Annotated in this window: 10 protein-coding genes; 2 read left to right on the plus strand and 8 right to left on the minus strand. The window is 72.4% G+C overall.

Annotated elements, in window-relative coordinates; genetic code table 11:
- Positions 1–181 precede the first annotated feature (181 nt).
- The 7 genes from HNR73_RS24780 to HNR73_RS24810 all read right to left on the minus strand — a co-directional run bounded on the left by HNR73_RS24780 (position 182) and on the right by HNR73_RS24810 (position 7,280).
- Positions 182–934 (minus strand): SDR family NAD(P)-dependent oxidoreductase, encoded by a 753-nt coding sequence (locus tag HNR73_RS24780; RefSeq protein ID WP_184790000.1) that lies wholly within the window; start codon positions 932–934, stop codon positions 182–184.
- Positions 931–1,350, minus strand: a complete 420-nt coding sequence (locus tag HNR73_RS40105; RefSeq protein WP_184790001.1) for a VOC family protein — start codon at positions 1,348–1,350, stop codon at positions 931–933. The genes HNR73_RS24780 and HNR73_RS40105 overlap by 4 nt, the downstream gene beginning before the upstream one ends.
- A 53-nt stretch (positions 1,351–1,403) precedes the next feature.
- Complete coding sequence (locus HNR73_RS24790) at positions 1,404–2,282, minus strand: P1 family peptidase (RefSeq protein WP_184790002.1); 879 nt, start codon at positions 2,280–2,282, stop codon at positions 1,404–1,406.
- Positions 2,283–2,294: 12 nt separating this feature from the next.
- Positions 2,295–3,302, minus strand: a complete 1,008-nt coding sequence (locus tag HNR73_RS24795) for a hypothetical protein (protein WP_184790003.1) — start codon at positions 3,300–3,302, stop codon at positions 2,295–2,297.
- A gap of 196 nt (positions 3,303–3,498) precedes the next feature.
- Positions 3,499–5,517: a M3 family metallopeptidase gene (locus HNR73_RS24800; protein WP_184790004.1), complete on the minus strand. Its 2,019-nt coding sequence runs from the start codon at positions 5,515–5,517 to the stop codon at positions 3,499–3,501.
- A gap of 66 nt (positions 5,518–5,583) precedes the next feature.
- Positions 5,584–6,615: an ADP-ribosylglycohydrolase family protein gene (locus HNR73_RS24805; RefSeq protein WP_184790005.1), complete on the minus strand. Its 1,032-nt coding sequence runs from the start codon at positions 6,613–6,615 to the stop codon at positions 5,584–5,586.
- 47 nt (positions 6,616–6,662) lie between these two features.
- A complete protein-coding gene (locus tag HNR73_RS24810; protein ID WP_184790006.1) occupies positions 6,663–7,280 on the minus strand; it encodes an NADPH-dependent FMN reductase in 618 nt (205 codons plus the stop codon).
- 90 nt (positions 7,281–7,370) lie between these two features.
- Between HNR73_RS24810 and HNR73_RS24815 the strand changes: the two genes are divergently transcribed.
- Positions 7,371–8,009: a TetR/AcrR family transcriptional regulator gene (locus HNR73_RS24815; RefSeq protein WP_184790007.1), complete on the plus strand. Its 639-nt coding sequence runs from the start codon at positions 7,371–7,373 to the stop codon at positions 8,007–8,009.
- A gap of 961 nt (positions 8,010–8,970) precedes the next feature.
- Here the strand turns inward: HNR73_RS24815 and HNR73_RS39150 are convergent.
- The gene (locus tag HNR73_RS39150; RefSeq protein WP_221331119.1) at positions 8,971–9,249 is read right to left on the minus strand and encodes a hypothetical protein; all 279 of its coding nucleotides are present in this window, start codon (positions 9,247–9,249) and stop codon (positions 8,971–8,973) included.
- A gap of 21 nt (positions 9,250–9,270) precedes the next feature.
- Between HNR73_RS39150 and HNR73_RS39155 the strand changes: the two genes are divergently transcribed.
- Positions 9,271–9,614, plus strand: a 344-nt coding sequence (locus tag HNR73_RS39155) for a hypothetical protein (RefSeq protein ID WP_375791759.1), incomplete at its 3' end; no start/stop codon positions are given.

Genomic DNA, 9,614 nt, shown 5'->3' on the forward strand with positions numbered 1-9,614 from the left:
TACCGACCCGGGCGCGAGCGGTGGCGCGTCAGCGGCGCGCGGAGGCGACGCCCGGGTGAGTGGTGGGGGCGTTCACGGCGTCACCTCGCTTTCCTTGTCCTTGTCATGCGCGTCCATCCGGACGTCCGGCTCCACCTTGCCACGGGAATGCCGGGTTGTCACCCGGCATTCCCGTCGCCGTTCACGTCCGCAGGTACGAGGCCCCGTTGACGTCCAGCACCGTCCCGCTCGCCCACACCGCTTCCGGCGAGGACAGCCACAGCACCGCCGCGGCGACCTCCTCGGGCGTGCCGACGCGGCCGAAGGGGCTCTGCGCGCGGATCGCGTCGCCTTCGGTGCCGTCGAGCCGGCCGGCGACGCGGTCGGTGGCGACGAAGCCCGGTGCGACCGCGGCGACGCCGATGCCGTGCGGGGCCAGGGCGACGGCGAGCGACTGCGCCATGGCGTGCACGGCCGCCTTCGTCGCTCCGTAGGCGGGGTGGTCGGGCTCGCCGCGGAAGGCGCCACGCGAGCCGATGTTGACGATCCGGCCGCCGTCGCCACGCGCGATCATCTCGCGGGCCGCGCAGAACGACAGGTTCGCCGTCCCGTGCAGGTTGACGGCGGCGGTGCGCTTCCAGGCGTCGAGCCAGTCCTCATAGGACACCTCGGCGATCGGGTGCGGCACCATCAGCGCGGCGTTGTTCACCAGTACGTCGAGACCGCCGACGGCGTCCACTGTGGACGCGACCAGCAGCGGCGGCGCCTCCGGCGACGCGATGTCGCCGGTCACGACGGCATGCCCCGAACCCGGCAGCAGCGCGAGGGTCTCCTCGGCCCCGGCGCGGTTCCCGCCGTAGTGCACGGCGACCCGGTCACCGGCGGCGGCGAAGGCCTGCGCGATCGCCCGCCCGATCCCACCGGAGGCACCGGTGATCAGGACGGCGCGGCTCACGTCGCGAAGACCTGGTCGTCGTCGGCGAAGGCCTTGAACTCCAGGGCGTTGCCCGCGGGGTCGCGGAAGAACATCGTCCACTGCTCGCCCGGCTTGCCCTCGAAGCGCAGGTAGGGCTCGATGACGAAGGTGATCCCGGCGGCCTTGACCCGCTCGGCGAGCGCGTGGAAGTCCTCGGCGTTCAGCAGCAGCCCGAAGTGCGGGACGGGAACGCCGTGGCCGTCGACGGGGTTCTGGTGCTCACCGCGCGGGCCGGGCGCGTAGTGGGTGACGAGCTGGTGGCCGTAGAAGTTCCAGTCGACCCAGGTGTCGTCCTCGCGCCCTTTCGGGCAGCCGAGGATCTCGCCGTAGAAGCGGCGGGCGGCGTCGAGGTCGTCGACCGGGATGGCGTGGTGGAAGCGCGGTAGATCGGTCATGCGGCCATCGTCCATGATCACGGGGGCCCGGCGGAAGGGAACCGCGAGGCATCTCACAGTACGGACGTACGTTTTGTTTCCAGTATCGCCCGCTGGACGGCCGCCGCGCCCAGCATCCGCACCGTGTCGACGTCCGCGGCGACCTCGCCCGCCGACGCGGCCACGAAGGCGTCGCCGTCGAAGCGGGTGTGCGGCGGCACGATCGCCCGCGAGAGCCCGTCGTGCGCGCCCTGCGCGAGGATCAGGCAGCCGATCTTGTCGAGCCGCGCGTTGGTGGCCAGGAACCCGATGGTGGTGTTCGTGAACGGCGGGGCCGGATAGATCCCTTGTGGACCGACGTCGGCGGCGGCCGCCATGAGCCCGTTGCCGTCGGTGTCGATCTCGCCGAAGGCGTTGACGACGACCAGCGCCGCCACGACGAGGTTCCCGGCGGTGAAGGCCGCCGCGCCGACCGCGCCCGGGCGCATGCCGTCCGGTCCGCGCCAGTGCCCGGTCGAGGCTCCCGTTCCGGCTCCGATCGGGCCGGTGGCAAGGGATCCGGCCTCGGCGTCGAGGCAGGCGGCGTAGCCCTCCTGGGGTCCCGGCCGCACCGAGGGATCGCCGACGGCGAGGTCGAACAGCGCCAGCGCGGGCACGATCGGCACCTTCCCGCCCGGCGTCGGCACGCCGCGCCTGTGCTCCTCGCAGTAGCGCATCACGCCGTCGGCGGCGGCCAGCCCGAAGGCGGAGCCGCCGGTGAGCAGCACGGCATCCACTGTGGACACGGTGCGCTGCGGGTCGAGGACCTCCAGCTCGCGCGAGGCCGGGGCGCCGCCGCGCACCTCGGCGGAGGCGACGGTGCCCTCCGGGCAGAGGATCGCGGTACAGCCGGTGCGGGCGGCGGCGTCGGTCCAGTGGCCGACGCGGAAGCCCAAGTCGGTGAGGTCAGGCATGGCCTCAGCGTGTCACTCGGCGGGCTCGCGCGGGGCCGGAGGTGAGGAAGTAGACGCCGGCGCGAGCCGCACCAGGCGGTCCTTGTGGCGTCCGGTCAGGTTCTGGACGAGGAGCGCGCCGCCGGTGACGCCCTCGCCGAAGACGAGCCGGCCGCCGTTCATGCGGGTGCCGTCGACCAGCACGACGCCGCCGGAGATCTCGGCCCCGATGAACTCGACGGCGCCGTCGCGGGCGAAGGTCGCCATGCTGAAGCCGATGAACCCGCCGGTCATGACCGTCTTGGTGAAGGCGACCATGCCGTCCCGGAACACCGCCTCGTCGAAGCGGATCACGGTCCCCGCGACGATCTTCGCCTCCCGGAGGTTCCCGCCGTCGATCACGGCTCCGCGGAAGTCGAAGTCCAGCCGGTGCCACGACCTTTCGCCCGGCTCGGCCCGCAGCCTTTCGCCGATCGTGTCGAGCACGGCCCTCCGGACCTCGCGTTCCTCGCGGCGGCGCCGCTGCTCGCGACGGAGCTCGACGTCCTCCTCCTCATCGTTGAGCCCCGGATCCGGTGGCGCGTAAGGCATTCGCATGTACGCGCAGAGCACCTCGACGCATTTCCGGCGCCCGTCGTCCCAGTCGTCGGCCAGTCCGGCCAGGGCGTACACGCCCGCGAGTCGCACCGCCGCCCGCTCGGAGCCGAGCTGCTCGGCGGCCTGGTGGTATCGCTCGTTGAACAGCCGGGTGTCCTCGCGCCGCTCGGCGGCCTCCGACTGGTGCTGCTTCCGGTACGACACAACGAGAGCGACGACCGCGCCGACTCCGCCCGCGACGCTTCCGGCGACGGTGAGGATCAGTTTCACGACGTCGAAGCGCTGCCCCGGCTCGACCGGCCCGCTCAGGTCCGGCGACCCGAAGGCAAGCCACAGCAGGGCCGCGACGGCCGCCGACACCACGATCCCGGTGCACAGCCAGGTCACGACGTGCCAGCCGTAACTGAGCCGCAGGGGCCGGGATTCCTTGTCGCTTCGGGACATCCCTGAGTTCTACCACCACGGCGCGACCCCACGGCTCCGCTCGGTATGTGTGACCTGGGTCACGGAGTGCCAACCTCGCGGGCCGCGGCCCCCGTTGAAGGGGCGACGGCGGCGCGGCAACGGCCCGCACGCGTCGCCGTCGCCGCGGTCGGCCCTTGCCGGAACAGGGGCCGACCGCACCATAACCCTTGGGGCGTCAGGCTGACAGCCCCCGACGCTTCAGCAGCGGCTCGATGTCGGGCTCGCGTCCACGCAGATCGGCGAAGGCCGCGAGGGGGTCGACGCTGCCGCCCTTCGACAGCAGTTTCGCCCGGAACGTGTCCCCATTGGACCGTCGCAGGCCGTCGTTCTCCTTGAACCACTCCACCGTGTCGGCGTCGAGGATCTCGCTCCAGATGTAGGAGTAGTACCCGGCGGAGTAGCCGCCGGAGAACACGTGCTGGAAGTAGTTCGTCTTGTAGCGCGGCTGGATCGACGGCATCGCGATGCCGGCCGCCTCCAGCGCCGCCGCCTCGAACGCGGCCGGGTCGCCGGGCTCCTCGCCGTCGCGGAGCCGGTGCCACGCCAGGTCGAGCAGCGCCGCCGCGAGGTACTCCACCGAGCGGAAGCCCTCGTTGAACAGCTCGGCGGCCTCCATCGACGCGACGAACTCCGCGGGCATCGGCTCACCGGTCCGGTGGTGCTTGGCGTAGTTGGCCAGTACTTCCGGCCAGGTGCCCCACATCTCGTTGACCTGCGAGGGGTACTCGACGAAGTCGCGCGGGACCGAGGTCCCCGAGAAGCGCGGGTAGGTCACCTGCGAGAACAGCCCGTGCAGGGCGTGCCCGAACTCGTGGAAGGTCGTGCGGACCTCGTCGAAGGTCAGCAGCGTCGGCTCGCCGTCGGGCGGGCGCGGGATGTTGAGGTTGTTGACCACCACGGGTTTCGTGCCGCGCAGCCGCGACTGGAGGACGAGGCTGTTCATCCACGCGCCGCCGCGCTTGGCCGCGCGGGCGTAGTAGTCGGCGAGGAAGAGCCCGAGCGGCGAGCCGTCCTCGTTGAAGACCTCGTAGACGCGCACCTCGGGCAGGTACCCGACGAGGTCCTCGCGGCGGGTGAAGCTCAGACCGTAGAGCTTGTTCGCCGCGAAGAACACGCCGTCTTCGAGGACCCGGTCGAGTTCCAGATACGGGCGCGTGGCGGAATCGTCGAGGGAGTAGCGCTCCTGGCGGACGCGCTCGGCGTAGAAGGGCCAGTCCCAGGGCTCCAAAGTGGACCCCTCGGGCATCGCGGAGGCCAGGTCGGCGGCCTCGGCGAGGGCGTTGCGGTGGGCGACCGGCGCCATCCGCTCAAGGCGGTCGAGGACGGCCTTGGTGGTGCCGGCGGTCTGGTCGGCGATGACGTAGTCGGCGTGGGTGTCGTAGCCCAGCAGGGCCGCGCGCTTCGCCCGCAGCGTGGCGATCTTCACGACGAGCTCGGCGTTGCCGCTCTGCCCGCGACCGATCGAGGCCTCGTAGAGGCGCCTGCGCAGGGCCCGGTCGGTCAGCGACGACAGCGCCGGCTGCGCGGTGAACAGGCTCAGGCTCAGCGCGTACTTGCCGTCGTGACCGCGCTCGGAGGCCGTCCGGGCCGCCGCGGCGATCGCGCCGTCGCCGAGACCGTCGAGCTCGGCGACGTCGTCGACGACGACGAGGGCCGCGTTGGTCTCCTCCTGGAGGTTCTGGTCGAAGGCGGTGGCCAGCTCGGCGAGTTCGGTGTTGATGGCCTTGAGCGCCTCGGCCTTGTCGGCGGGCAGCGCGGCACCGGCGCGGACGAAGTCGGTGTGGTACCGCTCCAGCAGGCGCCGCCGCTCGGGGTCGGTGACGGTGTCGCGTTCGGCGTACAGGGCCTCGATCCGCGCGAACAAGGTGGTGTTCAGCAGGATCGAGTCATGGTGGGCGGCCAGTTTCGGGGACAGCTCGGTCTCCAGCGCGCGCACCGCCTCGTTGCTGTCACTGGCGACCTTGGTCCAGAAGACCGTCGAGGCGCGCGCGAGGGTGCGCCCGGCGCGTTCCAGGGCCTCGATGGTGTTCTCGAAGGTGGGGGCCCCGCCTTCGGCGGCGACGGCCGCGACTTCGGCGGCGTGCTCGGCCATGCCCTGCTCGAAGGCCGGGCCGAAGTGCTCGTCGCGGATGTCGGCGAACGGCGGCAGCTCGTACGGCAATGAGCTGGGAACGAGCAGAGGGTTATCGGTCACGGTCGGTTCACTCCTTACTCGGCAACCGCACCAGCCTGACCGATCGCCCGGCTTTTCGCCACCCGTTCACATGTACGGGTAGACCTCGTCGGCCGTCTCCTCCGGGTTTCTCCCCAGATCGGTCCCGACCTGCGCGATCACGTCCCGGGCCTCCAGTTCGGCGACCCACTCGGCGGGCAGCGCCGACTCGCCGTGCATCGCGCCGAGCAGGTTCCCGGCGATGGAGCCGGTGGAGTCGGAGTCGCCGGAGTGGTTGACGGCCAGGATCAGCCCGGCGCGAACGTCGCCTTCGGCGCGCAGGGCCGCGTAGACGCCCATGGCGAGGGCCTCCTCGGCGATCCAGCCGCCGCCGAGCGTCTCGATGGCGCGGCCCTCGTCCTCGTGGGTCTGCGTGGCGAGGTGGCGGGCGCGGTCGAGGGCCGTGGACGTCTCGGTGCCGTGCTCCTCGGCGCGCAACCGGGCCTGCACGACGTCGAGGGCGTCGTCGAGGTTCCCGCCCCGGTAGAGGACCCCGATCAGCTCGGCGAGCGCACCCGAGGCGAGCCAGCCGGTCGGGTGCCCGTGGGTCAGCGCGCCGATGGCGACTCCGGCGTCGAAGGACCCGCCGGGGGCCGCGCGCATCACGCCGCCGCAGCCCTTGGAGTTGTTGAGCCTGTTGTCGCGGGTGCCGATCTGGCCCGACGTGAGCGCCCCGACGCAGGTGTTGCCGGGAGCGCGGACGTGGTGCATGTCGGGCGTGTCCCACAGCAGGCCCCGGCGCTGGAGGGGCCGCTGGTCCGGCGCGAGCGTCGCGGCCAGGCCCTGCGTGGCCAGCCAGCGCAGGTAGGAGTAGAACAGCGCCGACTCGAAACTCGCGATGCCGTAGCCGGACATGCGGCGGCGCGCGCCGATCACCGCCTCGGCGGTGAACAGGGCCATCTGTGTGTCGTCGGTGATGGCGCCGAGGCGGCCGTCGTGGTGGACGAGGCCGGTGACGCCGTCGGGGCCGTGGAGCTCGCGGATGATGTCGAGCCGGTCGAACTCGACCGGGGCGCCGAGGGCGTCGCCGATGGCACCGCCGAGAAGGACCGCTCGCCAGAAGGAGGACGCGTCAGGCATCCCACGATTGTGCCGGGTGGGCGCCCGCCGGCGCCCACCCGCGCGGTTCAGGCCGCGACGGCGGCGGTGTCCCGCAGGCCTTTGAGGACGCCGGCCCAGGCGGCGAGCTCACCGAGCATCTCGTGGAGCGTCTCGGTGTGGTGCTCGCCGGGGGTGACGACGCCGGGGTCGGTGGGGTTCGCCGGGTCGGTGAACTCGAAGTCCTGGTAGACCGAGAGGGCGACCTGGGTGCGGACCGTGGCGACCTTCAGTTCGGCGAGGGTGAGGCGCAGCTGCTCGACGGCGCGGACGCCGAGGGCGGAGCCGAAGCTGACGAAGCCGGCGGCCTTGTCGTTCCATTCGGCGAAGAGGTAGTCGACGGCGTTCTTGAGCGACGCGGGCATCGCGTGGTTGTACTCGGGGGTGACGAAGACGAAGCCGTCGTAGGAGGCGACGGTCTCGGCCCATTTGAGGGTGTGCGGGTTGGCGTACTGTCCCCAGGCGGCGGGGACGGCCTCGTCGAGGAGCGGCAGGCCGAACTCGGCGATGTCGACGATGTCGACGGCGACCTCGCCGCCGGTCACGGACGGGTGCCCGGCGGCGGTCTCGTGGGCCCACTGCGCGACGGCGGCCGAGCGGCGGCCGGGGCGGGTGGTGCCGATGACGATGGCGATGCGCGTGGTCATGGGTTCCTCCAGGTCAGGGGTACTCAGGTAAAGTACAACGTGCATGGCAAGTATTACAACGATCGTTGTAACTCGGGTGATGGAGGGCACATGGCGGCACGCGGACAACCCGGCAAGAGGGGCGACATCATGCGCGGCGCCCTCGCCGTCTTCGCGCGCGACGGTTACACGCGCGCGTCGATCGACGCGATCTCGGCGGAGGCGGGCGTGTCGACGAGGACGATCTACAACCACTTCCAGGACAAGGCCGCGCTGTTCGTCGCCGTCGTGCGGGCGAGCACGGAAGGCGTCGCCGAGGCCCAGACGGCGATCATCACGCGGCACCCCCTGGGCGGCGGGGACCTCGGCGATCTTGAAGCCGCGCTCGCGGCCCTCGCCGCCGACCTCGCGGCACCGATGAGCGGCGACCACGCCGAGCACTTCGCCCTGGTGCGGCAGCTCGACGCGGAGTCGGGACACGTGCCCGAGGAGGCCGTCGAGACGTGGCGGGAGAGCGGGCCCGACCGCGTGCAGGGGCTGCTGGCCGAGAGGTTCGCGGGTTTGATGCGCGACGGGCGCATGCGGGCGGAGGGGGCGGACGCGGGTCTCGCCGCGAGTCACTTCCTGCTGCTGGTGCGTGGGGCGCTGCCGTTCCAGCACGGGCTTGGGCGCAGGGGGGAGGACGAGGTCGAGGTGGCGGTGAGGGCTGGGGTGCGGGCGTTTTTGTGGGGGTACGGGGTGCGGGGGTAGGTGGGGGCGGGGCCCGGTGCGGCTGGCGGTGGCTGCGCTGCTTGCCGTGGTGGGTGGGGGCGGGGTTGGGAGTGCCTGGGGTGGCGGCCGTGTTCGTGCGCGGCCTGCGGCGGCGGGCGTGGGGTGGGGTGGGCCGTTCGTCGCGGGGCGCCGTCCGGCGTGGCGGTGTCGCGGGCGTCGCACGGCGCGCACACTGGATGTGAGGTTGGGGCCGCCGGGGAGGACCCATGCCATGACAGCGACCGAAGGTACGCGGCCGGACGAACCGCGGGGCGACGCCCCCGCGCGGCCGGAGCGCGCTCACGCCACGGCCGCCCAGGGGGATGCCTCGGGGACCGGCGGGCCGCAGGTCTTGGAGGGACGGCGGGGGGACGGTGACGGCCGAGTTTCCGGTGATGGCCGCCGTGATGGCCGAGCTTCGGCCGATGGCCGCGATCACGCCGCCGACGGAGGCCGGGGCGGCACGGGCGTCTCGGCGGACGAGCCGGAGGCGCCGGTGGCCGTGGACGGTGCCGCGCGAGCTGTCGGCGAGGCCGGGCAGGGGCCCGTCTCGGCCGGTGAAGCGCTGGACCTCGCCGAGCTTGGCGTTGCGAGTGAGGGGCACGGTCATGGCGATGGCGATGGTGATGGCGGGAACGGGAGCCGAAGCCACGGCGACGTGAGCGTCTCGCTGCACGACCCGGTGCCCTCGCCTGGCGTCGACACCTCGGCGCGAGTGGCTGGGGTGGCCGGGCAGGGTCCCGGCCCGGCCGGTGAAGCGCCGGAACTCGCCGACCTTCGCGTTTCGAGCGAGGGGCACGGTCACGGCAACAGCGAAGGCGAAGACCACGGCGACGCGAGTGTCTTGATGGACGAGCCGGGGGCGCTGGTGGCTGTGGAAACCTCCGTGCGAGCGCCCGGCGAGACCGCGCAGGACCTTGACCGGCCCGGCGACGTCCCGGAACTCGCACCGCGCCACGCTCTAGGCGAAGGCGAAGGCGAAGGCGAAGGCGAAGGCGAAGGCGAAGGCGAAGGCGAAGGCGAAGGCGAAGGCGAAGGCGAAGGCGAAGGCGAAGGCGAAGGCGAAGGCGAAGGCGGAAGCGGAAGCGGAAGCGGAAGCGAAGGCGGAAGCGAAGGCGGAAGCGAAGGCGGAAGCGGAAGCGGAAGCGAAGGCGAAGGCGGAAGCGAAGGCGGAAGCGGAAGCGGAAGCGGAAGCGAACGCGAACGCGGAAGCGAACGCGAACGCGAACGCGAAGGACACAGAGGCCGAAGCCACGGCGACGTGAGCGTCTCGCTGCACGACCCGGAACCCTCGCCTGGCGTCGACACCTCGGCGCGAGTGGCTGGGGTGGCCGGGCAGGCCGTCACGTCCGAGTCGTTGACGGTCACGCCGCCACCGCCTGACGAGGGTGGCGCGCATGGCGCCACGTTTGAGCCGCTCACGGTCACGCCGCCGCCGGTCGCTCCGGTCGTGGCCCGGCCGGGCGGTTCCGTTCCGCCGGCCGCGTCACCATCGTCGGAGCGGGAGCGGGAGCGGGAGCGGGAGCGGGAGCGGGAGCGGGAGCGGGAGCGGGAGCGGGAGCGGGAGCGGGAGCGGGAGCGGGAGCGGGAGCGGGAGCGGGAGCG

The organism is Phytomonospora endophytica (genome assembly GCF_014202425.1).
Lineage (GTDB): Bacteria > Actinomycetota > Actinomycetes > Mycobacteriales > Micromonosporaceae > Phytomonospora > Phytomonospora endophytica.